Here is a 23,035-nt window from a genome sequence, read left to right as displayed (position 1 = left end):
TTACTTCTTCCAGATTGTTAAAGAACGAAACAGCTTTGATCGCTAAAAGATCAAACCTAAACCCAGAGGCTTACGTTTGCACTTTCGAGTAAAACGTGGTGGAGGATGACGGGATCGAACCGACGACCCCCTGCTTGCAAAGCAGGTGCTCTCCCAGCTGAGCTAATCCCCCGGGAATTATGTACTAATTAGCTGGTAGGGCTGGTTGGACTCGAACCAACGACCCCCGCGTTATCAACACGGTGCTCTAACCAGCTGAGCTACAGCCCCAACGCGGTGCTACTACGACTACTGTTTCTTCTTAATTAAACAGCCGATAAGTGTGAACATTTGATGCGTGAATCATTACTGATTCGTGCAAACTCTAGAAAGGAGGTGATCCAGCCGCACCTTCCGATACGGCTACCTTGTTACGACTTCACCCCAGTCACGAATCCTACCGTGGTAAGCGCCCTCCTTGCGGTTAAGCTACCTACTTCTGGTAAAACCCGCTCCCATGGTGTGACGGGCGGTGTGTACAAGACCCGGGAACGTATTCACCGCGACATGCTGATCCGCGATTACTAGCGATTCCAACTTCATGCAGTCGAGTTGCAGACTACAATCCGGACTACGATACACTTTCTGCGATTAGCTCCCCCTCGCGGGTTGGCGGCGCTCTGTATGTACCATTGTATGACGTGTGAAGCCCTACCCATAAGGGCCATGAGGACTTGACGTCATCCCCACCTTCCTCCGGTTTGTCACCGGCAGTCTCATTAGAGTGCCCTTTCGTAGCAACTAATGACAAGGGTTGCGCTCGTTGCGGGACTTAACCCAACATCTCACGACACGAGCTGACGACAGCCATGCAGCACCTGTGTACTGGTTCTCTTTCGAGCACTCCCTGATCTCTCAAGGATTCCAGCCATGTCAAGGGTAGGTAAGGTTTTTCGCGTTGCATCGAATTAATCCACATCATCCACCGCTTGTGCGGGTCCCCGTCAATTCCTTTGAGTTTTAATCTTGCGACCGTACTCCCCAGGCGGTCTACTTCACGCGTTAGCTGCGTTACCAAGTCAATTAAGACCCGACAACTAGTAGACATCGTTTAGGGCGTGGACTACCAGGGTATCTAATCCTGTTTGCTCCCCACGCTTTCGTGCATGAGCGTCAATCTTGACCCAGGGGGCTGCCTTCGCCATCGGTGTTCCTCCACATATCTACGCATTTCACTGCTACACGTGGAATTCTACCCCCCTCTGCCAGATTCTAGCCTTGCAGTCTCCAATGCAATTCCCAGGTTGAGCCCGGGGATTTCACATCAGACTTACAAAACCGCCTGCGCACGCTTTACGCCCAGTAATTCCGATTAACGCTTGCACCCTACGTATTACCGCGGCTGCTGGCACGTAGTTAGCCGGTGCTTATTCTTCAGGTACCGTCATTAGCAAAAGATATTAGCTCTCACCGTTTCTTCCCTGACAAAAGAGCTTTACAACCCGAAGGCCTTCTTCACTCACGCGGCATTGCTGGATCAGGCTTTCGCCCATTGTCCAAAATTCCCCACTGCTGCCTCCCGTAGGAGTCTGGACCGTGTCTCAGTTCCAGTGTGGCTGGTCGTCCTCTCAGACCAGCTACTGATCGATGCCTTGGTAGGCTTTTACCCTACCAACTAGCTAATCAGATATCGGCCGCTCCACGAGCATGAGGTCTTGCGATCCCCCACTTTCATCCTTAGATCGTATGCGGTATTAGCGTAACTTTCGCTACGTTATCCCCCACTCTAGGGTACGTTCCGATATATTACTCACCCGTTCGCCACTCGCCACCAGAGCAAGCTCCGTGCTGCCGTTCGACTTGCATGTGTAAGGCATGCCGCCAGCGTTCAATCTGAGCCAGGATCAAACTCTTCAGTTTAATCTCTGTTTAATGTCATTTCTGACAGGTCGGACAGTATCACTACCATCCAAATCTTTTGCATTACAAAAGATTTGCTCACTCAAAAAACTGACAGGCTACTTCCTAAGAAGTATCCTATTTCATTATTTCTTGTGAACATTTGATATTTTAAGTTAGACGCCAATCCGAAGATTGACGCTGCACTTACATCAAATGCCCACACTTATCGACTGTTAATTGTTAAAGAACGGTATTCGGTACTGCTTATTTGCTACTCTCGCGCTATCGACAAAGCGTTGTGTTTGTCAGCTGCGAAGAAGGAAGAGTATGAAGCGTTTCGGCTATTTCGTCAACCTTCTTTTTTGCCCGCTTCACTCGGCATTTGCATGCATCGTTCAGCGAGGGGGCGAATTATAGTCCTGCCCCACGCACCCGGCAAGGGCTATTTTGCAGCTGAGCAAATATTGCTGTGTGATATCGTAGCACCAACAATCCCCTGCCTCACCCACTTTGACTCTCATGCCTATCCCACACATCACCCCCACCGCCAATCCCGCACTGGCCAGCGCACTCGAACATGCCATCAATAGCAAGACCAAGCCGCTGGGCAGCCTGGGACTACTGGAAACCCTGGCCCATCAGATCGGCCTGATCCAGCAAAGCACGCAACTGGCACTACACCAGCCTGCCATCATTGTTTTTGCGGCAGACCATGGTGTCGTCGCCGAAGGCATTTCTGCCTATCCACAAAGCGTGACCTGGCAAATGGTAGAAAATTTCCTGGCCAACGGCGCCGCCATCAATGTCTTTGCCCGTCAGAACGATTGTGCCCTCTATATAGTAGATGCGGGCGTCAACCACGACTTCGGCCCGCGCGACGCCTTGCTCGACCGCAAGCAAGGCCCGGGCACGCGCAACTTTGCCAACGTAGCCGCCATGAGCAAGGAGCAGTGCATCGCCGCCATGCAGGCGGGGATGGACCTGGCTGCCACGCTCGATGGCAATGTGCTGGGCTTTGGCGAAATGGGTATCGGCAACACCACCGCCGCCGCCGCGCTGATGCACAAGCTGACGCAAACTCCCGTTGCCGCTTGCGTGGGCGCCGGCACCGGCCTGTCAAAGGAAGGTATATTGCACAAGCAGCAGGTGATCGAAGCGGCCGTCGCCCATCATGCGGCAGTCAATGAGCCGCTCGACGTGCTGGCCACCTTTGGCGGTTTCGAGATCGCCATGATGGCAGGCGCCATGCTCAAAGCGGCCGAACGGCGCATGATTTTGCTGATCGACGGCTTCATCGTCAGCAGCGCCTTGCTGGTGGCGGCCCGTTTGCAGCCTGCCATCCTCGATTACTGCGTGTTTTCGCACTGCTCCGATGAAAACGGCCACCGCCAGCTGCTGGCCAGCCTGGGTGCGCGTCCGTTGCTGCACCTCGATTTGCGCCTCGGCGAAGGCACGGGTTCGGCCCTGGCCTTGCCGCTGCTGCACGCGGCCGTCAACTTCATGCGCGAGATGGCGACCTTCGCCTCGGCCCAGGTCAGCGAAAAGTCCACGCCAGACTAAGACCATGACCAATCCCGTTTCCGCCGCAGTCCATCAGTGCCGCCTCTTCTTCATTGCACTGCAGTTCTTCACGCGCCTGCCGATTCCGCGCTGGGTGGGTTTCGAGCCGGCCTGGCTGCAGCATGCCTCGCGCTACTTTCCGCTGGTCGGCGTGGTGGTGGCGGCCATTTCCGGCGCAGTGTATCTGCTGGCCAGCTGGCTACTGCCTTCGGCGGTGGCCGTGCTGCTGGCCGTCGCCGCCGGCATTTATCTGACGGGCGCCTTCCATGAAGACGGCTTCGCCGACATGTGCGATGGCTTTGGCGGTGGACTGACGCGCGAGCGGGTACTGGAAATCATGAAGGATTCGCGCATCGGCGCATATGGCGCCATCGGCATCATCTGCCTGCTGGCCATCAAATGTGCGGCGCTCGCCTCAACGCCACCTGCCACCGTGGTGGCGACCTTGTTCATCGCCCATCCTTTGTCTCGCCTGGCCGCCGTCTCGCTGATCTGGGTCATGGACTATGCGCGCGACGAAGGCAAGGCCAAGCCGATGGCGCAAGAAATGACTACCGCAGAGTTCATCATCGCCGCCGTCTGCGCGCTGTTGCCCGCCATCGCCTGCGGCGTGCTGGGGATAGTTAGCTGGGCTGCGCTGGTCTTTGCCATCGTGGTGGCGGCAGCTGCCGCATTCTGGCTGGGCCGCAAATGCCAGCACCGCCTGCAAGGCTACACAGGCGACTGCCTGGGCGCAGTACAGCAAGTGGCGGAAGTGGCGATTTACCTGGCCATCCTGTCCAGCTTCCAGCCCCCCATACGCTTCTATTAGCATGCGACTGATTTTAGTACGCCACCCCGCGCCGCAGGTGACCAGCGGCACCTGCTATGGCCGCAGCGACGTGGCGGTGGCGTCGCACGAAATGGCCTCGGCGCGCGCCAGCCTGCAAGCAACGCTGCCGGCCGGCGTGCCGCTGTATGCCAGCCCCCTGCGCCGCTGCGCCGGCCTGGCGACAGCATTGGCGCAAGACTTGCCTTCCAGCGGCTTGCGCTTCGATGCGCGACTGGCCGAGATGGATTTCGGCGCGTGGGAAATGCAGCCCTGGCACGCGATTGCACGCGCGGACATCGATGCATGGGCCGCCGATCTGGCCTGGTATCGTCCTGGCGGGGGTGAGAATGTGCTGGCGATGGCCGCCCGCGTCGATGCGTTTTTAGGCGATCTGTTGCGTGAACAACACGAAACGGCAGTCATCATCTGCCACGCGGGCACCATCCGCCTGCTGTTGGCACTGCAAGCCCGGCTGCCATTGGAAGAAACCGCCCTGCTGGCCGCCCGTTCCGCCCACAAAATCGCCTACGGCGCGACGGTCGTCGTCGATTTCTGATATCGAAGCGTCCAGCCAGCCATTTCAGTCTACGTCTGCTGCACGTATAATGGCGGGGTTTTGGTGCCCGCGCTCATGTCCATGAGCGCAGTTAAACGGGAAACACGATGCCGCTCCCGCGGCGAGCGTGTGCTGCCCCCGCAACGGTAAGCAAGTGTCGCCCCTCCCGACAGGAAGCGGGCGACAAGCTATCTCTGACAACCACTGTGCTTGCAATCATCGAGCATGGGAAGGTGGGATAGCGGTACTTGCCAGCCCGGATACCGGCCAGGACAGGTGGAAGTGTGCGAACGGGGATGTTCGCGATCCGAATGGCCCATGGCCATCTTCGATCGTCATCGTCAGTTCCCACTTCTGTTCAATCTGGCCTACGGGGACGTCGGCTGGTTGCATATTACTTACTGAAAATTATCATGACCCATGCTGTTTCCCGCCACGCGGCCCTCACGTCGCTCGCGCTAGCCATTGCCGCGCCTGCCGCTTTCGCCCAAGCCACGCCAGACACCTTCGATCCGATCGTCGTCACCGCCAGCCGCTACCCGCAACACCTGAGCGAAGTCTTGAGCGATACGCAGACCATCAGCTCGGAAGACATCGCGCGTTCTGGCGCCAGCTCGATTGTCGACCTGTTGCAAAAACAACGCGGCATTGAAGTGGCACGCAACGGCGGCGCAGGCACCTCTGCCAGCGTATTCATTCGCGGTGCGAACAGCAACCAGAATATCGTGCTGGTTGATGGTGTGCGCATTGGCTCGTCCACCCTGGGCACGGCCAACTGGAGCGCCTTGCCCCTTTCCAGCATCGATCACATTGAAATCGTCTATGGTCCACTGAGCACCATGTACGGCGCGGACGCCATCGGCGGCGTGATCCAGATCTTCACGAAGAAAGGCGACGGCGCCACGCGCGTCTCCGCCTTCGCCGGTTACGGCAGCAACAACACGCGCCAGGTCGAAGCGCAAGTGGCCGGCTCCACCGCTGGTCCGAACAGCTTCAGCTATGCGCTGGCAGCTGGCAAGGAAAAATCGGATGGTTTCTCGGCTTCGAAACTCGGTGCATCGCCTGAATACACCTACAACCCGGACAAAGACGGCTACGACAAGGAAAGCTTCAGCGGCCAGTTCGGCTATCAGATGGCCAAAGGCCATGAAGTGGGCCTGACATTCCTGAATAGCGAACTGAAAGCGCAGTATGACGCCGGTCCTGGCTACGATGCACGCAGCAACGAGAAACTGGAAAACATTTCGGTCTTCACGAAGAACGAATTTCTGCCCAACTGGACCAGTGAACTGCGTTATGCGGAAGCGCGCGACAAGGCCGGCAATGATGGCGGCACCGATTCGTGGAGCAAGAGCCAGATCAACACCAAACAGACCGACCTGACCTGGCAAAATGACATCCGCTTCGGCCGCGACAACCTGCAACTGCTGGCCAGCTACCGCGATGAAGACGTCACATCGAGCACCACGCCGGAAGTCACGGGCGCACGCCATACGAAATCCTTCGCGGCAGCGTACAACATGGTGCGCGGCGCGCATCTGTTCAATATCAGCGGCCGCAGCGATGACAGTTCCGCATTCGGCACGCATAACACGGGCAGCGTCGCCTACGGCTACCGCATCACCAACGCACTGCGCGCCAGCGCCAGCTACGGCACCAGCTTCCGCGCACCGACCTTCAATGAGCTGTACTACCCGGGCTATGGCCTGGCGACGAACAAGCCGGAACAGGGCCGCAACGCCGAAGTGGGTCTGCGCTACGACGACGGCGTGTCGAAACTGAGCGCCAGCTATTACCACAACAAGGTCAGCGACCTGCTGGTAAATGCCTCGCCTTGTCCCGATCCACTGTTCACCGGCTACGGCTGCGCCTACAACGTCAACAAGGCGCTGCTGGAAGGCCTGACGATTGCTGGCGCACGCAAGTTCGGCGCTTTCAACGTCAGCGGCAACATCGACCTGCAAGACCCGCGCGATGAAACCAAGGACAAGCAACTGGTACGCCGCGCCAAGCAACACGCCAACTTCGCCGTCGACTACACGGCGGGCGCGCTGACGTCGGGCGCCGAGTGGCAATTGTCGGGCAAGCGTTTCGATGATGCCGCCAACAAGAACGTCCTGGGCGGATATGGCCTGGTCAATCTGTACGCCACCTACCAGTTCACCCGCGACTGGTCGGTGCTGGCGCGCTGGAATAACATCGCCAACAAGGATTACGAACTGGCCCGCTTCTACGCGACACCCGGCTCGAAAGTCTTCGTCGGCGTACGCTACGGCATGAAATAACCCCGTCGTAATGATGTAAGCTGCGGGCGATGGCATGCCGCCGTCGCCCGCAGATGCAGTTCTGCAGTCCCCGTTTTTAAGGCAGTACATGCACCCATTTTTCCGCAACATGCGCCACCGCGCCACCGTGATCCTCACGGTGCTGATCGTGTGCGCAATTGCCAGCCTGATTTTCTCCGGCATGATCGGTTCGATCGCGATCCCGCTCGCCGACCTGCCGTCCGCCCTGTTCCATGTGGTGCAGGGCAAGACCGACACCCTCGCCGCCACCCTGCTCGACCTGCGCCTGGGCCGCGCGCTGACCGCGTTTGTCACCGGCGCGGCGCTCTCCTTGGCCGGCGTCATGATGCAGGCGCTGCTGCGCAATCCCCTGGCCGACCCGTACGTGCTGGGCATTTCCGCCGGCGCTTCCGTCGGCGCGCTGGCGGCGCTGCTGTTCATGTGCGCGCTGTGGGTGGTCGACGCGGCCGCCTTTGCCGGCGCCGTCGGCGTATCGATGCTGCTGTATTTCTTTGCCCGCCGCGACCTGCGCGGCGGCACGGCTGCCGAAGGCGGCGCCTCGCTCTTGCTGCTGACGGGCGTGATCCTGGCCTCGGCCTGCATGGCCATCGTCACCCTGATGCTGTCGATTGCCCCGGAAAGCCGCTTGCGCAGCATGGTGTTCTGGATGATCGGCGACCTGGCCGGCGCGCCCGCGCGGCTGATGCCCTGGTTGGTCCTGGCCGGCGCCATGGTCTTCGCCTTGCGCTGCGCGCGCTCGCTGAACGTCATGGCCCTGCACGCGGAAGCGGCCAGCACGCTAGGCGTGCGCGTGGGCGCGTTGCGCAAGGGCCTGTTCTTCTGTTCCGGCCTGCTCACGGCCAGCGCCGTCACCAGCGCCGGCAGCGTGGGCTTTGTCGGCCTGATCGTGCCGCATGCGCTGCGCTTTGCCTGCGGCCCCGATCATCGTCTGCTGATACCGGCCGCCGCGCTGGCCGGCGGCACCTTCCTGGTGCTGGCCGATACCTTGGCGCGTACCGTGCTGGCACCGTTGCAGCTGCCCGTCGGCGTGGTGACAGCCATGATAGGCGCGCCCGTCTTCCTGTACCAGCTGCATCGATTGCGCAGGGGATGAAAAAAGCATGATACGCACCTACCAACTCGGCCTGAAAGCGGGCACGCGCTGCCTGGTGGAAAACCTCGCCTGGCACATCAGGGATGGCGAATGCTGGAGCGTGATCGGCCGCAATGGCGCGGGCAAGAGCACCTTGCTGCGCGCGCTGGCCGGTTTGCGCGAACCCGATGCGGGCCACGTGACGATACAGGGCCGCGCCCTGGTCGACTGGCCGCTGGAGGAGCTGGCGCGTGAACGCGCCTTCCTGGCGCAAGCGCGCCACGATGCGTTCTCGTACCGCGTCGTCGAAACCGTGCTCTCGGCGCGCCACCCGTATCACGACAACCATTACTGGGAAGGCAGCGACGACCAGCGTATCGCCCTGGCGGCACTGGCATCGATGGAAGTGGAGCACCTGGCCGAGCGTGACGTGCGCAGCCTGTCCGGCGGCGAACGCCAGCGCGTGGCGATCGCCGCCATGCTGGCGCAGGATACGCCCTTGCTGCTGCTGGACGAACCGGCCAATGCGCTGGACCTGGCGCACCAGGTCAGCGTCATGGGCCTGCTGGCTAAGCTGTGCCGCGAACAGAATAAAACCGTGGTGATGGTGGGACATGACCTGAACCTGGCACACAGCGTCTCGACCCACGCGCTGTTGCTGATGGGCGACGGCGGCTGGCTGGCCGGCCCCGTGGCCGAAGTGATGCAGGCGTCCATCCTGGGCGACTACCTGGGCCACCCGATCGAGATCATCGCCCACGGCAAACGCAAGATATTCATACCCAAAGAGGATTAAACATGAGCGATAACATCAACGCGGACACCGTAGCCAATACCGCAGCTATCAACGAACGCCACCGCGTGCGCATGGAGCGCAAGAAGGCCATCATCGACGCGGCCATCGCCAAGGCCGACAAGGAAATCGGCATCATCATCGTCAATACGGGCAATGGCAAAGGCAAGAGTTCGAGCGGCTTCGGCATGGCCATCCGCGCCATGGGCCACGGCATGAAAGTGGGCGTGGTGCAGTTCATCAAAGGTGCCATGTCGACGGGCGAAGAAAAATTCCTTCGCCGCTTCCCCGATGAAATCAGCTTTCATGCGATGGGCGAAGGCTATACGTGGGAAACGCAGAACCGCGAACGCGACATCGAAAAAGCCGAACTGGCATGGGAGCAGGCGAAGACCTTCCTGGCCGACCCAGCCTATGGCCTGGTGCTGTTCGATGAACTCAATATCGCCCTCAAATACAACTACCTCGACGTGCACAAGGTCATCGCCGACCTGCTGGAACGCCCGGCGATGCAGCACGTGGTCATCACGGGCCGCGGCGCGCCGGACGAATTGATCGCCATCGCCGACACCGTCACCGAAATGGCCGTCGTCAAGCATGCGTACGCGGCCGGCATCGGCGCACAAATCGGCACCGAGTGGTAACAGCGCCATGACGCGCACCCTGGTCTTCGGCGGCGCCCGTTCCGGCAAGAGCGCCTATGCGGAAAAGCTGGCCCGCGAGTCGGGCAAGGAAGTCGTCTATATCGCCACCGCGCAGGCGGGCGATGAGGAAATGGCCACGCGCGTCAGGCACCACCGTGCGCAGCGCCCGGCCGAGTGGGCGACACTGGAAGAACCGCTGCGCCTGGGCGACGCCATCCTGCGGGAAGCATTGCCTGGGCGCCTGCTGCTGGTCGACTGCCTGACCTTGTGGCTGACGAACCTGATGTTTTCCAGCGGCGAAACGTATCCCGACGTGGGCGACATCGCCCTGCCCGAACTGTTCCACAGCGAGCGCGCGCACCTGCTGTACGCGCTGGCCGAAATTGGCGATACCGGCTGCGACCTTGTTCTGGTATCGAACGAAGTGGGCATGGGCATCGTGCCGTATGGCGCCATCTCGCGCTGCTTCACCGATGAAGCGGGCCGTCTGAACCAGGCCGTGGCGGCCATCTGCGACAGGGCCGTGTTTGTCGCCGCCGGCCTGCCCCTGCACCTGAAAGGCGCCCCATGCTGAGCGGCTTGTCGCTGCCCATGCTGGCAGGCCTGATGACGGCCGGCGTACTGCTCGATCTGATCCTGGGCGAGACGCGCCGCTGGCATCCGCTGGTGGGCTTTGGCCGCATCGCCAGCGCGCTCGAACGCCTGCTGAACCGGGGCCGTGGGCGTTTTCTGCGCGGCGCGCTGGCGTGGGTATTGGCCGTACTGCCGATCAGCTATGCCGCCTGGTGGCTGTGCGGCCTGGCCGGTGCGGCCCTGCACGTCTTCCTGCTGTATCTGTGCCTGGGCTTGCGCAGCCTGCGCGACCACAATCAACCGATCGCCGATGCCCTGGCCATGAATGACCTGGACAACGCGCGCCTGCTGACGGCGCGCATCGTCAGCCGCGACACGGCCAACGCCGATGCGGCCAGCCTGGCCAAGGCCAGCACGGAATCCTTGCTGGAAAACGGCAATGATGCCGTCTTCGGTACCCTGTTCTGGTTTGCCGTGGCAGGCGGCCCCGGCGCCGTGCTATTCAGGCTGGCCAATACCCTCGACGCCATGTGGGGCTACCGCAACGAACGCTACGACTGGTTCGGCTGCTGCGCCGCACGCATCGACGACATATTGAATTACCTGCCGGCGCGCCTGACGGCCCTGTCCTATGTCTTGCTGGGCAAGACCATGGCGGACAAGCGGCGCGCCTGGCACTGCTGGCGCAGCCAGGCCCCCAGCTGGGGCAGCCCGAACGCGGGCCCCGTGATGGCCAGCGGCGCCGGCGCCCTCGGCCTGGCCCTGGGTGGCGACGCCATCTACGACGGCGAGCTGGAACGCCGTCCGCCGCTGGGCGCCGGCCGTCCGGCCGAAGCGCGCGACATCGACCGCGCCTGGCGCCTGGTGGCCGAAACGGCCGTGCTGTGGCTGATCTGGGTGGCGCTGCTGGCCGGGCTGTATTACCTGCGGGGGAAATACTTTGCTTGAACATGGCGGCAACCTGCGCGACGCCGCGCGCGAATATGGTCGACCACTGGCCGACTGGATCGACCTGTCGACCGGCATCAATCCGCACGGCTATCCCGTGCCCGCCAGCAGCGCCAGCGCCTGGCACCGCCTACCGGAAAGCAACCCGGCGCTGACCGCCGCCGCCTGTGCCTACTATCACGCGCCAGCCATGCTGCCGGTGGCCGGCACGCAGGCGGCCATCCAGGCATTGCCCCGGCTGCGCGCGCCATCCTGTGTGGTCGTCGCCTCGCCCTCATACGCGGAACACGCGCACCACTGGGGCCAGCACGGCCACAACTTGCGGCATGTACCGTATGCGCAGCTGGCCAATGCGGTGGACAGCTGCGACGTGATGGTTGTCTGCAACCCGAACAACCCCACCGGCGCGCACATCGCGCCCGAAGTGCTGCTGGACTGGGCAAACAGGCTGGCCCAGCGCGGCGGCTGGCTGGTGGTCGATGAAGCGTTTGGCGACACGCAGGTGCAAGCCGGCCTGGGACCGCACGCGGGCCAGCCGGGACTCATCGTGCTGCGCTCGGTCGGCAAATTCTTTGGCCTGGCGGGACTGCGCCTGGGCTTTGTCGCCGCTCATCCCGAGCTGCTCAGCAAGCTGGCTGACATGCTGGGGCCATGGACCGTCAGCGGCCCGGCGCAGCAAGTGGCCCTGGCCGCGCTGACCGACGCGCCCTGGCAGGATGCGATGCGCCTGCGCCTGCGTGAAGAAGGCGAACGCCTGCGCCAGCTGCTCGCCAGCCACGGCATCGCCAGCGGCGGTTGCGCGCTGTTTCAATGGTGGCCGGAAGAAGACGCCGAAGCCTTCTGGCACCACATGGCGCAGCAGGGCATCTGGGTGCGCCTGTTCCGCCACGCCGCCTACGGCATCCGCCTGGGTTTGCCGCCGAACGAAGACGCCTGGCTCCAGCTGGAACAGGCACTGACCACATGGAAGAAGCTATGAACCACTTGAAAACAGCACTGCTACTGGCGGCACTGATCTCGACCCAGGCGCATGCCGCCATCACCGTACGCGATGACGATGGCAATGTCGTCACCCTGGCCAGGCCCGCGCAGCGCATCCTGGCGCTGGCGCCGCACGTCACGGAGCTGCTGTTCGCAGCCGGTGGCGGCGAGAAAATCGCCGGTGTCGTCAGCTATAGCGACTATCCGGAAGCGGCCAAAAAAATCCCGCAGGTAGGCGACAACCGCCAGTACGACATGGAGCGCATCATCGCCATGAAGCCGGACCTGATCGTCGTGTGGATGCATGGCAGCGCCGAGCGCCAGATCGCCATGCTGCGCCAGCTGAAGGTACCGATTTATCACAGCGAGCCGCGCAAGCTGGCCGACATCCCGGACAGCATGGAACGCCTGGGACAGCTGATGGGCACGGAAAAAGTCGCCAAGCCGGCCGCCGCGCAGCTGCGCGCCAAACTGGCCAGCCTGACGGCCCAGTATGCGCCGCGCCCGCCCGTGCGCGTGTTTTACCAGGTGTGGGACAAGCCCCTGTACACCTTGAGCGGCGCGAGCATCATCAGCGACTCCATGCGCGTGTGCGGCGCGCAAAACATCTTTGCCGCGATGAAGGTGGTGGCGCCCGTCGTCACGCCGGAAGGCGTGCTGCAGGAAGACCCGGAAGCCATTTTCGGCACCAGCGAAAAAAGCGATCCGCGCAGCGAAGGCGGCCTGGCCATGTGGCGCGCCTTCCCCTCGATGAAGGCCGTGCGCAGGAATAATCTGTTCCGCCTGAATGGCGACCTGCTGAACCGCGCCGGCCCGCGCATGATCGAAGGCACGGCCGCCATGTGCGAACAGCTGGAAGTGGCCCGCCAGCGCCGCAGCGCTCCCGCAGCCAAGACGGCGCCATGAGTCACTATCAGCGCATCGCCTGCCTGTCGACGGAAGCCGTGGAAACGCTGTATGCGCTGGGTGCCGAAGACGTCATTGCAGGCATTTCCGGCTTTACCGTGCGCCCTCCCCGCGCACGCGAGGAAAAGACCAAGATCAGCGGCTTTTCCTCCGCTGACCTGGAACGCATACTGGCAGTGAAACCGGATCTCGTGATCGGCTTTTGCGACATGCAGGCCGATATCTGCCGCGACCTGGTCAAGGCTGGCATCGAAGTACACCAATTCAACCAGCGCACGGTGGACGGCATCCTGCGCATGATCGCCGTGCTTGCCGCGCTGGTGCAACGCGAGGACGCCGGCCGCGAACTGATCGCCAGCCTGCGCGCGGACATCGCCGCCGCCCGGGCCCGCGCCGCAGCCTGGACGCGCAAGCCCGTGATGTACTTTGAAGAGTGGAATGATCCCCTGATGAGCGGCATCGGCTGGGCGGCGGAATTGATCGGCATCGCCGGCGGCACGGACGCCTTCCCGGAATTGTCCGCGCACCCGGGCGCCAGGGAACGCATCATCGCCGATCCTTTGGCCGTGGTGCGGCGCGCGCCCGACATCATCATCGCCAGCTGGTGCGGCAAGAAGTTCCAGCCCGCGCAACTGGCGGCACGTCCGGACTGGGATGCGATTCCCGCCGTGAAAAACCAGATGCTGTTCGAGATCAAGTCGCCCGATATCCTGTCGCCCGGTCCGGCCGCCATTACAGAGGGGTTACGCCAGATCAGCGACATCATCGCGCAATGGCAGGAGCGCCAGCCATGAACACCCCCTTCCCCTTCCTGATGGTGCAAGGCACGACGTCCGACGCGGGCAAGAGCACCGTCGTTGCAGCCCTGTGCCGATTATTGATGCGCCGCGGCGTGACGGTAGCGCCGTTCAAGCCGCAAAACATGGCCTTGAATAGCGCCGTGACGGCGGACGGCGGAGAAATCGGCCGCGCGCAAGCCTTGCAGGCACTGGCCTGCGGCATCGCGCCGCACACGGACATGAACCCGGTACTGTTAAAACCGTCGTCGAACACGGGCGCGCAGGTGATCATCCATGGCAAGGTGCGCGCCGAGATGGATGCGCGCGACTACCAGCAATATAAAACCATCGCCATGGGCGCCGTGCTCGAATCGTTCGCGCGCCTGCGCCAGCAGTACGACGCCGTCATCGTCGAAGGCGCCGGCAGCCCCGCCGAAGTCAACCTGCGCGCGCGCGACATCGCCAACATGGGCTTTGCGGAAGCCGTCGACTGTCCCGTGATTCTGGTGGCCGACATCGACCGTGGCGGCGTCTTCGCGCACATCATCGGCACCCTGGCGTGTTTGTCCGACAGCGAGCGGGCGCGCATCCTCGGCTTTGTCATCAACCGCTTCCGCGGCGACATCTCGCTGCTTCAACCGGGCATCGACTGGCTGGAGCAGCAGACGGGTAAACCCGTGCTGGCCGTGCTGCCCTATCTGCAAGGCCTGTTCCTCGACGCGGAAGACGCCGTCGACGCGATACAGACAGAACGCGGCGCCTTCAAGGTGCTGGTGCCGCAACTGCCGCGCATCAGCAACCACACGGATGTCGATGCGCTGCGCGCCCATCCCGGCGTCGACCTGCAATTCATCCAGCAAGGACAGCCGATTCCGCCGGCCGACCTGGTGATCCTGCCCGGCAGCAAGAACACGCGCGGCGACCTGGCCTGGCTGCAGCAGCAGGGCTGGCCCGCCTATCTGGCGAAGCACCTGCGCTACGGCGGCAAGGTCATCGGCATTTGCGGCGGCTTCCAGATGCTGGGGCAAAGCGTGTGCGACCCGCTGGGCGTGGAAGGGATGGCTGGAGAATCGAAGGCACTGGGCCTGCTCGATATGGTGACTGAATTGACGGCGGAAAAACGGCTGCAACAGGTGCGCGGCCACTGCGCGTTTGCTGGCGCGGACGATGCGCGCGTGGCCGGCTATGAAATCCACATGGGCGTCTCGCAGGGCGCCGCCCTGCGGCAGCCGGCGTTCATGATCGATGGACGGCCGGAAGGGGCCGTATCGGGCGACGGGCAAATCCTGGGCAGCTATTTGCACGGCATGTTCGACACGCCCGCCGCATGTTCGGCGCTGCTGCGCTGGGCGGGGCTGGACTCCGGCCACACGGTGGACACCGCCGCCCTGCGCGAGGCCAGCCTGGAGCGCATCGCCGACGCGGCGCTGCCGCTGCTGGATGCACTGGAACGATTGCCACGCTGATGGGGATGTCGGGTTACGCCGTACCGGCTAACCCGACCTACTTGCTGGATCAGATCAAACGCTAGCGGCTATTTTTTCAGGCACATGCCCATGTACGAACGGTCGGTCGAAAACTCGACTGCCATGCTCGACGACACGGGCATGAACATCGAATAATCGGCCGGCACATCGGCCGGGTCCTTGAACACGGCGACGCCATCGAAATCGACGGCTTGCGCGCCCAGACCCAGCTTGTTGATGGTGATGGTTTCCGCATGCGTCTTGCCGGTCGTGTTATTCGTCAGGGTGGCGGTGCTGCCGGCAACGACGATGTTCGCGCTGATGCCCGACGCCGCGCAGGCATAGCTGCCATTGAGTTCCGTACCGATCTTTTGCTGTTTGGCCGCCACGATGGTGCCCACGCGCAGGACGTTTTCCTGGTTGCGGCCGTAGCGGTCGATGAACAGCGCCAGCCCCCGGTCCCCCGCGTGCACGTGCACGATGCCGAAGTCCTGGCCACCCTGGCGGGCGACGAGCAAGCCGGTCTTCGCATCCTTGACCAGGGTCAGGCTGGCGTTTTCCGCTTCCAGCTGCGGCGATACCGCAGAGCACACGCCTTGCGCGTTGAACACGCCGCCATTGCACAGTTGGGCCGCTCCGTCGGCTGCGATCTTGAGAGTGCCTTTCGGATGGAAAGGGAAAGCGCCGTTCGACGCATTGCGCATGGACCCCAGGAAAATATAGTTGCCGGCCAGCTTGGCCACGTCACTCACCGCATAACCGCTGCCGCTGACGGTCGAAGCCATGTTGCCCAATTTGATATTGCCCGACAGCAGACGCGTGCGCGCATCGACGGTAACGCTGAAATCTGTCGCCGTGTAGGTGGTCAAATTGCCGCTGGTGGTAGCGCTGAAGGTGCCGCTGCGGTCGCTCAAGCCGAACTGCGTCGACAAGACACGGATGGCATAGGTTTTCTTCGCGCTGTCAAACGTGATGCGCCAGGTGTCGCCGATATCGGCGGCCACGTCATACACGCTTTCGTCAGCACTGGCACCGGCAATGACATTCAGGCCAGCCTCTTTCGCCACGGCTTCCGATGCCACCGTCACGCTGTCGGCGGGGACGACGGGAGGCGTCACCACGACGGGTGGCTTGACGGGGGTTTCAGGCGTGCCGCCATCGCTGCCGCCACCGCATGCGGACAGGGCTGCGCCCAGGACAAGGAACGTAAGTGCATTTTTCATGTGGTGTGACTTTCGGGAAAGAGGAGGCGGAGCTGCCAGAAACACATGCTAGCCTTGTCCGCAATCTATTGCCATGGAACAAATGTTCCATGGACGCCGCCCCCTGCACGCTGCCAGAAAGACGGGCGCAGGCGGCACGCCGGCGCCATTTATGTGACAATTCATCGTACTGTCGGCTCCGTTCTTCCTCCTCAGGCTCGCATCCATGACCAGTTCCCCGATTAAAAGCTACCTTCCCTGGGTGGTCGCCACTGCCCTGTTCATGGAGCAACTCGACTCCACCATCGTCAACACCGCCATCCCCGCCATGGCCGCCAGCCTGCAAGTGACGCCGCTGAGCCTGAAAGCCGTCGTCACCAGCTACATCCTGAGCCTGGCCGTGTGCATTCCCATCAGCGGCTGGATGGCCGACCGCTTCGGTACGCGGCGCGTATTTTCGGCCGCCGTTGCCATCTTCACCCTCGCCTCCATCCTGTGCGGCCTGTCCGTGAATGCCCCCATGCTGGTCGCCGCGCGCCTGCTGCAAGGGGTGGGCGCGGCCATGATGATGCCGGTGGGCAGGCTCACCATCATCCGCACCTTTCCCAAGTCGCAATTGCTGGCAGCCATGAATTTCGTCATCATCCCCGCCCTGATCGGGCCCCTGCTGGGGCCCACGGTGGGCGGGCTGATCGTGCACTGGCTGTCGTGGCGCGAGATTTTCTTCGTCAACGTGCCCGTTGGCCTGGCAGCGCTGTACCTGGCGCACCGCTACATGCCCGATTACTATGGCGACAAGCCCCGTCCGCTGGACCTGATCGGCCTGGTGCTGTTTGGCACGGGCATCGCGCTGCTGTCGTGGCTGCTGGAAATTTTCGGCGAACATCGCATCGACGGCACCTCGTTTGCCGTGCTGCTGTTCATTTCCATCAGCCTGCTGGCCGCGTATGCCTGGCATTCAAGCGAAGTGCTGCACCCGCTGCTGCGCCTGACCCTGTTCAAGATCCGCACCTTCCGCGTCTCCGTGGTGGGCGGCTTCGTCACGCGCCTGGGCGTGGGCGGCCTGCCCTTCCTGTTGCCGCTCTTGTATCAGCTGGGCCTGGGCTTGCCCGCCTGGCAGTCGGGCTTGCTGATGATGCCGTCAGCGGCGGCTGCCATGGGCATGAAATTCATTTCCGCGCGCGTGCTGGCCCGCTTCGGCTACCGCCAGGTACTGATCGTCAACACGGTGCTGATCGGCATCACCATCGCCATGTTTTCGCTGGTGGGCGGAGGCACGCCCCTGTACGTGATCGTCGGCATCAGCCTGTGCCTGGGCTTTTTCAATTCGCTGCAATTTTCCAGCATGAACACCATCGCGTATGCCGATGTCGACAAGAGCGACTCCAGCATGGCCAGCACCATCGCCAGCTCGATGCAGCAACTGTCGATGAGCTTTGGCCTGGCCTTCGGTTCGCTGATCACGGGCTGGTACCTGGGCGACATGCCGCAGTCGGACCGCGCCATGCTCAGCACAGCCCTGCACCACACCTTCCTGACCCTGGCGGCCCTGACGGTACTATCCTCGCTGACCTTCTGGACCTTGCGCCGCGACGATGGCGAAAGCATCAGCAAGGGCACCGACAGCGACGAGGAAGAGGCGTCCGACGTGAAGGCCCAGGCCCTTGTGCAGACGGAAGTACAAACCACAAAAGGCTGAGCCACCTCAAGCTTGCCGCCGGCGCCGCTGGTGCTTTTTCCTGACGCTGCTACGGTGACGGCAGGAGGTACACATGGCGGCCGAGCGGCGCTTTGCATGGAAGGGCACGGACCGTCATGGCCAGGCGGTCGATGGCATCTTGCGCGCCGCCGACGCCAGCGCGGCCACGCTCGCGCTACGCCGCCAGGGCATCCTCGCCACCAGGGTGCAGGCTGTGCGCGCCGCGCCCGGCGAAGCCATCACGCGCAAGGATATCGCGCTGTTCACGCGCCAGCTGTCGACCATGATGGCGGCCGGCGTGCCGCTGCTGCACGCCTTCGACATCGCCGGCAAGGGCCACGCCAAACCCGCCGTCACCGAACTGATGCGCGACTTGCGCCACGACATCGAAGCGGGCAGCAGCCTGCAGCAAGCCTTTCGCCAGTTCCCCCTGCTGTTCGACGAGCTGTACTGCAAGCTGCTGGCGGCCGGCGAACAGGCGGGCATCGTGCAGGACTTGCTGGCGCGCCTGGCCACGCACCAGGAAAAGGCCATCGCCCTGCGGCGGCAAGTGCGCGGCGCGCTGATGTATCCGCTGATCATCGTGCTTGTCGCCATCGCTGTCACGGCCATCATCATGAGCGTGGTCGTGCCCGCCTTCCGCCAGGTCTTCGACAGCTTCGGCGCGGCCTTGCCGCTGCCCACCCTGGTCGTCATGGATTTATCCGCTTTTATTGTCCGCTACTGGCTGGCTCTGTTGGCGGCGCTCGTGCTCGCTTGCCTGCTGCTGCACCTGGCCTGGCGCCGCTGGCCCGCCTTGCGGCGCAACACGCAACTGCGGGCATTGCACCTGCCCGTCTTCGGTCCGCTCCTGCGCAAGGCGGCGATTGCCCGCTGGACGCGCACCCTGGCCGCCATGTTTGCCGCCGGCGTGCCGCTGCTCGACTCGCTCGGCCTGGTGGGCGCCGCCTCCGGCCACGCGCTGTACCAGGAAGCGACGACGCGCATCGAGCGTGAAATCCGCGCCGGCGGCAGCCTGGCCCTGGCCATGGAGCACAGCGGCGTGTTTCCCCCGCTGCTGACGCAACTGGCCCTGATCGGCGAGGAATCGGGCGCGCTCGACGCCATGCTGTCGCGCGCGGCCGAGATCATCGAGGCGGACATCGACGCCACGGTGGCCACCCTTTCCGCGCTGCTGGAACCGGCGCTGATGGTGGTGCTGGGCGTGCTGGTCGGCGCCCTCGTGATCGCCCTGTATTTGCCGATTTTCAAGCTGGGCGCCGTGATTTGACTGCGCGCCTGCAGGTTGCCAGCGACACCCGGCATGCACCCATGCTGGTCATACATCCACCTTTTTATCAAATAATAGTCATTGACTATGCAATAAACATAAAATATATTGAATTAATAGATAGTAAATACTGTATATTCGTATCGCAATGTAGGGCATGAGGTAATCCCAGGGGTGGGGCTACCCGCTCGCCGTCGCACTTCTTGCATGGCAGGGCCAGACTTGATTGTTGTGCCCCGCCCCGACATTCCACTCTTTTTCAAATTTCGATCATGCGTACTTCCAAAGCCCAACAAGCCAAAAACCATCGGCTGATCATTCAGACCGCAGTGGACCTGATGACCCAGCATGGGTTTGAGGGCACCACGATGAAGCAGATCGCGCGTGCCGCCGACGTCGGTGATGCCACCATCTACAAATACTTCCCTACCAAGGAGAAACTGGTAACCGCCTACTTTCAGCAAGCCATTGCAGACGCGGTGGCGCAGGCCGACCAGACGCAGGGACAGAACGAATTTTCGCTGCAGGAGCGCCTGCAACTGGTGGTCGAGAGTCTGCTGGAAGGCTTGCTGGCCGACCGCGAATTTGTGGGCCTGGCGCGCGGCATGGTGGAGCGCGCGCCCACGCTGCTGTTGGGCGAGCAACTGCCCGGCAAGCCTTTGCTCCAGCAAACCTTCCTCCAGATGCTGGAGCAGGCCGAGACGACCGGTGAAATCGTGCCTTGCGGCTTCAAGCCCAGCCTGGCCGGACTGTTGGCCGACTATGTGTACGGCGTCATTGCGTATTGGCTGCGCGACACCTCCGAGCAGTTTTCCAACACCACACAAATGGTCGATTTAAGTTTGGGCGTGCTGGTATTAGCCTTGCGCAGCGGCCTGGTGGACAAGCTGCTGGAGCTGGGCGGTTTCCTGGTGCGCAGCCAGCTGGCGCGCCTGATGCAAGACGGCAATGGCTTGCTGGACCTGCTGCAATTGGCCCGCCGCGGCTTGGGCGGGGTACGCTGATGAGGCCCACGACCAGGACGAACAAAGTTGCGCAATTGCCCCGTACCGGGCGCCTTTCGCGTGGCGCGATTGTCGGCATGGCAGTGGCGCGGGCCGGGCTGACCCACCTGGGCCATAAGGCCAAGTCGATGACGCGCGACGATGCGACAACGGAACAGGCCCGCGTGGCACATGAGGCGGAACTCGGGCGCATCCTGTTTGCCGCGTTGAACCAGCTCAAGGGCACGGCACTCAAAGCCTCGCAGCTGCTCAGCATGGAACTCGGTTTTCTACCCGAGGGCATGCGCCAGGAACTGGCCCGCGCCCACTATCAGGTCACGCCGCTGAACCGCGCGTTGGTGATCAAAGTGATGCGCCAGGAGTTTGGCCAGGATCCGCAAGCCCTGTTCCAGCAATTCGATCCGATCGCCTTTGCTGCCGCCAGTCTGGGTCAGGTCCACTCCGCCATCATGAGCGACGGTCTGGCCGTGGCCGTCAAACTACAATACCCCGGAATGGCGGATTCCATAGGCAGCGACATGCGTATGCTGCGCAGCCTGCTGCAAGCCTGGGGGGAACGCTCGGAGATGATGCCCAAAGCCGATATCATCGCGCGCATGATGGATGACATCGAACAGAAACTGGCCGAGGAGCTGGACTATTTGCACGAGGCACAGACCATGCAATGGTTTGCACAGCATCTCACGCTGCCGGGCCTGGTGATCCCCCAGCCGGTAATGGACCGCACCACACGCCGCGTGCTGACCATGCAACGCCTGCCGGGACTGCATCTGAACGAATGGTTGCTGACCGAACCCGATCAAGCCGCACGTGACCAGGCTGGTCAGTTGCTGTTTGACGCCTTCTTTCATTGCACCTTTGTGCTGCACCGCTTGCAAGCCGACCCGCATCCGGGCAACTATCTGTTCATGCCGGACGGCCGCCTGGGCCTGCTGGACTTTGGCTGCACCCACGCGCTGGACGCTGACTTTTGCCAAGCGCTCAGCGCGCTTTGGTCGGCACAGTTGCGCGACCCGGCGGACCACAGTGCCATGCATCAGGCCTATCGGGACTTGGGCCTGATTGGGCCGAATCTGAATGAGCAGGACTTTTGCCAGCAACTGCTGCCGGCAATGGCCGAGCGGCATGCCTGGCAGAAGTTGCCGTTCACCGTGGCGGTGTATGACTTTGCGCAACACCCGCCATACCCACGCCCATCAGCCGAGCATCAGCGCCAGGCACTTCGGCACCTGCAGTCCTTGCCGGAGGAACTGCCCTACGTCGACCGGGCCTATTTAGGTCTGCTCCAGCTTCTCAAAACCCTCGGTGCACGTGTGCGCACCGCCAACCCCTGGATTCATTAAATGCATACGACGTTTCTGCATCCGGCTTGCGCAGTATCCGAGTACCACCGTTCAATCACCCCGTGTTGCACTTGATCCTAGAAACCATCAAGCCTGTCGGCAACGCTCTCGAAAAGGAAAAACATGTCCAAGTCTGCGTATAGCGCCAAAGTATTCGCCCTCTACTTGTTCGTCATTGGGCCCATGTTAGTCGTCGCGCCAAACTTCTTGCTGTCGATCTTACAAATGCCGCCAACCTCCGAGGTCTGGATTCATTTGCTTGGCGTTGTCGTATCCATGCTTGGCGTGTATGCGTGGGTCGCAGCCAAGCACGAAAACAAGCCGTTTCTGGTCGCGTCGGTATACACGCGCCTCTTCGTGTTCGCGGCCTTCACGACCTTCGCTGCCATTGGCCTTGCCAGCCCAATCATCGTTTTTTTCGGCGTCGCAGATCTGCTTGGAGGAATGTGGACCTACTTCGCACTGAAAGCCGACGCGCAGTCGGCAAGAACGGTCCTGGCGGGCCAGCACTGAGGCCCGTCCAATTTTGCATGCGCGCCAATCAAAACAACCGCAGTCCGACCGTCACTCACTTTACAGAGAGAGTTTTATTCATGACAAACGAAGCAAACAAAGTCTTCTTCATTGCCGCACCGGCAGCAGCCATGTCGGCGTCAGGATTGACGCGCATTGATTTCTCCGACGGCTATTCCGGTCAGGGGGATCAAACCTTTGTGGACGCCGAACAAGCGGGGCGCGCCGTGTTCGCTGAACCGCATCGCATGCTCACCTGGCTCATTATTCTGCGCAACGCAATCGTCGCACCGCTGGGACTAAAGAAAAGTATCAGCTTTAACGATCGCGGGCTGGGGAAGATAGGCATGTTTCCGATTATTTCCAGTACGGGCACTGAAGTCGTCGTCGGTGGTGACGACAAGCATCTGGATTTTCGGATCTGGATAAGCATTCAACCGAGTTTGCAGGGATCGGAAGTGACGGTTTCAACCTTGGTTAAAATAAACAATCTCTTTGGCAGAGTTTATTTGTTTATCATCATGCCGTTTCATAAACTGCTGACTCGTTCGCTGTTGGGGCGCGCGCTCAACCGGCGCGACAAGGTGCTCCGCAAGCCGGAAAGGTGACCTCATTGTTGCCGCCAACCGAATATTGACCATCTACAGGCAGCGCAGGCGTTTCCAGCGCCCTGCGCAAAACATCCCCATGTGCTGGCAGATGTTTTACACTGCGGCAGTGCCAGGCAA

At 62.0% G+C, this 23,035-nt stretch carries 20 protein-coding genes, 2 tRNA genes, 1 rRNA gene and 1 riboswitch; of the genes, 19 read left to right on the top strand and 4 right to left on the bottom strand.

The window, feature by feature from the left end:
• Positions 1-96: 96 nt before the first annotated feature.
• From C8C92_RS06010 to C8C92_RS06000, 3 genes are all read right to left on the bottom strand, one after another.
• Positions 97-172: transfer RNA gene (locus tag C8C92_RS06010), tRNA-Ala, on the bottom strand.
• A gap of 21 nt (positions 173-193) precedes the next feature.
• Positions 194-270 (bottom strand) — tRNA-Ile (locus C8C92_RS06005).
• A 98-nt stretch (positions 271-368) separates the two neighbouring features.
• Positions 369-1,899, bottom strand: a 16S ribosomal RNA gene (locus C8C92_RS06000).
• A gap of 501 nt (positions 1,900-2,400) precedes the next feature.
• On the opposite strand from C8C92_RS06000, the gene cobT reads away from it, so the two are divergent.
• The 13 genes from cobT (at position 2,401) to C8C92_RS05935 (ending at position 15,276) form a co-directional block, all read left to right on the top strand.
• Positions 2,401-3,441: a nicotinate-nucleotide--dimethylbenzimidazole phosphoribosyltransferase gene (cobT, locus tag C8C92_RS05995; RefSeq protein ID WP_116743265.1), complete on the top strand. Its 1,041-nt coding sequence runs from the start codon at positions 2,401-2,403 to the stop codon at positions 3,439-3,441.
• A gap of 4 nt (positions 3,442-3,445) precedes the next feature.
• On the top strand, positions 3,446-4,252 hold the full coding sequence (locus tag C8C92_RS05990; RefSeq protein WP_116743264.1) for an adenosylcobinamide-GDP ribazoletransferase: 807 nt from the start codon (positions 3,446-3,448) through the stop codon (positions 4,250-4,252).
• Position 4,253: 1 nt separating this feature from the next.
• Positions 4,254-4,808, top strand: coding sequence for a histidine phosphatase family protein (locus C8C92_RS05985; protein ID WP_116743263.1), 555 nt, complete (start codon positions 4,254-4,256; stop codon positions 4,806-4,808).
• 44 nt (positions 4,809-4,852) lie between these two features.
• A riboswitch (cobalamin riboswitch) is annotated at positions 4,853-5,095 on the top strand.
• Between the two features lie 126 nt (positions 5,096-5,221).
• Complete coding sequence (locus C8C92_RS05980) at positions 5,222-7,093, top strand: TonB-dependent receptor (protein WP_116743262.1); 1,872 nt, start codon at positions 5,222-5,224, stop codon at positions 7,091-7,093.
• 88 nt (positions 7,094-7,181) lie between these two features.
• Positions 7,182-8,207, top strand: a complete 1,026-nt coding sequence (locus C8C92_RS05975; RefSeq protein ID WP_116743261.1) for an iron ABC transporter permease — start codon at positions 7,182-7,184, stop codon at positions 8,205-8,207.
• A 7-nt stretch (positions 8,208-8,214) separates the two neighbouring features.
• Positions 8,215-8,982 (top strand): ABC transporter ATP-binding protein, encoded by a 768-nt coding sequence (locus C8C92_RS05970; RefSeq protein ID WP_116743260.1) that lies wholly within the window; start codon positions 8,215-8,217, stop codon positions 8,980-8,982.
• A 2-nt stretch (positions 8,983-8,984) separates the two neighbouring features.
• The gene (gene cobO, locus C8C92_RS05965; protein WP_116743259.1) at positions 8,985-9,623 is read left to right on the top strand and encodes a cob(I)yrinic acid a,c-diamide adenosyltransferase; all 639 of its coding nucleotides are present in this window, start codon (positions 8,985-8,987) and stop codon (positions 9,621-9,623) included.
• A gap of 7 nt (positions 9,624-9,630) precedes the next feature.
• Positions 9,631-10,197, top strand: a complete 567-nt coding sequence (gene cobU / locus C8C92_RS05960) for a bifunctional adenosylcobinamide kinase/adenosylcobinamide-phosphate guanylyltransferase (protein ID WP_099760565.1) — start codon at positions 9,631-9,633, stop codon at positions 10,195-10,197.
• Positions 10,191-11,144 carry an adenosylcobinamide-phosphate synthase CbiB gene (gene cbiB / locus C8C92_RS05955; RefSeq protein ID WP_099760566.1) on the top strand — a complete coding sequence of 318 codons (954 nt, stop codon included), beginning with the start codon at positions 10,191-10,193 and terminating at the stop codon, positions 11,142-11,144. The genes cobU and cbiB overlap by 7 nt, the downstream gene beginning before the upstream one ends.
• Positions 11,137-12,123, top strand: coding sequence for a threonine-phosphate decarboxylase CobD (gene cobD / locus C8C92_RS05950; RefSeq protein ID WP_099760567.1), 987 nt, complete (start codon positions 11,137-11,139; stop codon positions 12,121-12,123). Before cbiB ends, cobD begins: the two co-directional genes overlap by 8 nt.
• Positions 12,120-13,031: a cobalamin-binding protein gene (locus tag C8C92_RS05945; RefSeq protein ID WP_099760568.1), complete on the top strand. Its 912-nt coding sequence runs from the start codon at positions 12,120-12,122 to the stop codon at positions 13,029-13,031. Before cobD ends, C8C92_RS05945 begins: the two co-directional genes overlap by 4 nt.
• Positions 13,028-13,825: an ABC transporter substrate-binding protein gene (locus tag C8C92_RS05940; RefSeq protein ID WP_099760569.1), complete on the top strand. Its 798-nt coding sequence runs from the start codon at positions 13,028-13,030 to the stop codon at positions 13,823-13,825. The genes C8C92_RS05945 and C8C92_RS05940 overlap by 4 nt, the downstream gene beginning before the upstream one ends.
• Positions 13,822-15,276 carry a cobyric acid synthase gene (locus C8C92_RS05935; RefSeq protein ID WP_099760570.1) on the top strand — a complete coding sequence of 485 codons (1,455 nt, stop codon included), beginning with the start codon at positions 13,822-13,824 and terminating at the stop codon, positions 15,274-15,276. Before C8C92_RS05940 ends, C8C92_RS05935 begins: the two co-directional genes overlap by 4 nt.
• Positions 15,277-15,344: 68 nt before the next feature.
• Here the strand turns inward: C8C92_RS05935 and C8C92_RS05930 are convergent, their stop codons facing one another.
• On the bottom strand, positions 15,345-16,499 hold the full coding sequence (locus tag C8C92_RS05930) for a hypothetical protein (protein WP_116743258.1): 1,155 nt from the start codon (positions 16,497-16,499) through the stop codon (positions 15,345-15,347).
• A gap of 205 nt (positions 16,500-16,704) precedes the next feature.
• On the opposite strand from C8C92_RS05930, the gene C8C92_RS05925 reads away from it, so the two are divergent.
• The 6 genes from C8C92_RS05925 (at position 16,705) to C8C92_RS05900 (ending at position 22,915) form a co-directional block, all read left to right on the top strand.
• Entirely contained in the window at positions 16,705-18,177 is a 1,473-nt protein-coding gene (locus C8C92_RS05925) for a DHA2 family efflux MFS transporter permease subunit (RefSeq protein WP_207780973.1), read from the top strand.
• Between the two features lie 73 nt (positions 18,178-18,250).
• Positions 18,251-19,447, top strand: a complete 1,197-nt coding sequence (locus C8C92_RS05920) for a type II secretion system F family protein (RefSeq protein ID WP_116743256.1) — start codon at positions 18,251-18,253, stop codon at positions 19,445-19,447.
• A 272-nt stretch (positions 19,448-19,719) separates the two neighbouring features.
• On the top strand, positions 19,720-20,451 hold the full coding sequence (locus C8C92_RS05915) for a TetR family transcriptional regulator (RefSeq protein WP_116743255.1): 732 nt from the start codon (positions 19,720-19,722) through the stop codon (positions 20,449-20,451).
• Positions 20,451-21,794, top strand: coding sequence for an AarF/ABC1/UbiB kinase family protein (locus C8C92_RS05910; RefSeq protein WP_116743254.1), 1,344 nt, complete (start codon positions 20,451-20,453; stop codon positions 21,792-21,794). Before C8C92_RS05915 ends, C8C92_RS05910 begins: the two co-directional genes overlap by 1 nt.
• A gap of 123 nt (positions 21,795-21,917) precedes the next feature.
• On the top strand, positions 21,918-22,307 hold the full coding sequence (locus C8C92_RS05905; RefSeq protein WP_116743253.1) for a hypothetical protein: 390 nt from the start codon (positions 21,918-21,920) through the stop codon (positions 22,305-22,307).
• A gap of 80 nt (positions 22,308-22,387) precedes the next feature.
• Positions 22,388-22,915 (top strand): DUF2867 domain-containing protein, encoded by a 528-nt coding sequence (locus C8C92_RS05900; protein ID WP_165829295.1) that lies wholly within the window; start codon positions 22,388-22,390, stop codon positions 22,913-22,915.
• The last annotated feature ends 120 nt before the right edge of the window (positions 22,916-23,035 follow it).

Origin of the sequence: Janthinobacterium sp. 78 (assembly GCF_003096775.1) — a bacterium.
Lineage (GTDB): Bacteria > Pseudomonadota > Gammaproteobacteria > Burkholderiales > Burkholderiaceae_D > Janthinobacterium > Janthinobacterium tructae.
This window is presented reverse-complemented; position numbering and strand designations above follow the sequence as displayed.